Annotated in this window: 1 protein-coding gene; it reads left to right on the forward strand. The window is 33.1% G+C overall.

All coding sequences use genetic code 11. From position 1 onward, the window contains the following. Nucleotides 1–140: 140 nt before the first annotated feature. Nucleotides 141–1,763 carry an IS1182 family transposase gene (locus tag JMN12_RS14905; protein ID WP_238423942.1) on the forward strand — a complete coding sequence of 541 codons (1,623 nt, stop codon included), beginning with the start codon at nucleotides 141–143 and terminating at the stop codon, nucleotides 1,761–1,763. Nucleotides 1,764–1,866: the final 103 nt, after the last annotated feature.

The raw sequence follows: 1,866 nt of genomic DNA on the forward strand, positions 1-1,866 counted from the left end.
AAAAAAGAGCCTGTCCGAAAAGTTTTAACAGGCTGATTATCAGCAATGAATAAAAAAGAGGCTATCTGGCAAAAGATAGCCTCTTATTATTTGGTGTTTTACCACAAAAGTTGTATCTTTGTGGTTCCTAAAAAAACACAATGGCAAAAGTATCATTTAAATCTGAACCTCACAAATTTTTAACACTTTTCCCCGAGAATATTTTTGATAAGTTAGATAGTAACCACCCTGCTAAATTAGTAGAAATGGTTGTTAATCAGTTAGATATAACTGATATTATTCAAAAATATAAGGGTGGAGGCTGTTCTGCATACCACCCTCGTACAATGATAAAAATAATCTTCTATAGCTATCTTTCTAACATTTATTCTTGCCGCAAAATGGCTATTGCTGTCAAAGAAAATCTCCCCCTTATGTATCTTGCAGGAGGTACAACTCCTGATTTTAGAACAATCAATGACTTTAGAGGTAAAATTTTGAAAGATTCTTTGCAAAAACTTTTTGCTGAAATAGTAAAACTCTTAGTAAAAGAGGGTTATCTAAGCCTTGATGTACAGTATATTGACGGTACAAAAATAGAATCAGCTGCTAACAAATATACTTTTGTGTGGAGAGGTTCTGTAGAGAAGTACAAGGAGAAGTTAGAGGCTAAAATAAATAAAGTGCTCTCTGATATAGAAGATAGCATACAATCAGATAATCAAGAGATTACTAAGCAAGAACTTCCTAAAGAAATCAATACCAAAGAGCTTAAAGAGAAATTAGCTGAGATTAATAAAAGGCTAAAAGAACCTACTAAAAAACAAGCTAAGGAGTTAGAAAAACTTCAAAATGAGCATCTTCCAAAGTTAGAAAAATATGAAGAAAGTCTAAAAATAATGGAAGATAGAAATTCTTATAGCAAAACAGATACAGATGCAACTTTTATGCGAATGAAAGATGACCATATGAAAAACGGTCAGCTCAAACCAGCTTATAATGCTCAAATATCCACTGAAAATCAGTTTATTACTCACGTTAGTATACATCAAACACCAGGCGATACCAATACTTTAGAGAGCCATTTAGATGGTTTTGAAAAGAGCTATCAGAAACAAAGCAAAGAGGTATGTGCCGATGCAGGTTATGGTAGTGAAGAGAACTACGAAATGCTGAAAAAGAAAGAAATAGAGGCTTATGTGAAGTACAATTATTTTCATAAAGAGCAGAAGAAAAAACAAAAAGAAGATCCTTTTTCGGTTCAGAATATGTACTATAATCTAAAAGAGGATTATTATGTATGCCCAATGGGACAGAAATTGAGCAATGTAGGGAAAGGAAAACGGACTTCAAGTAATGGATATGAATCAAAAGTCACTTATTATCAAGCACAAAGGTGTGAAGGGTGTCCACTAAGAGGCTTATGTCATAAGGCAAAAGGCAACCGAAGGATAGAGGTCAATTATCGATTAAATCACTTAAAAACAGAAGCAAGAACCTTATTAATGAGTGAAAAAGGGCGGTATCATTGCAGTAAGCGACCGATAGAAGTAGAAGCAGTATTTGGTCAACTAAAAAGTAATAATAAGTTCAATCGGTTTACACATAGAGGCAAAGAAAAGGTAGAAATGGAGTTTTTACTAATGGCAGTTGGGCATAATTTTAGAAAATTAGTATCCAATAAGGCGATTACTACCAAAAAAGAAGCAAAAAGCAATGAAAATATGGTAAAAACACCTCAAAATGCTACTTTTTCATTTTTTTACCTTGCCCAATCTGCTTAGGAACTCTAAAAACAATCTTTTTTAGCCAACCATAGAGTAATCCTCAAAAAAAAGAGGCTGTCCTTAAAAGTTTAAACTAAACTTTTTGGACAGCCTCTTTTTT

This window comes from Capnocytophaga genosp. AHN8471, from assembly GCF_016806945.1.
Classification (GTDB): Bacteria; Bacteroidota; Bacteroidia; order Flavobacteriales; family Flavobacteriaceae; genus Capnocytophaga; species Capnocytophaga periodontitidis.

Excerpts from the sequence above, each read along its gene's own strand:
- JMN12_RS14905 (WP_238423942.1), top strand. The coding sequence starts at position 141 with ATGGCAAAAGTATCATTTAAATCTGAACCTCACAAATTTTTAACACTT.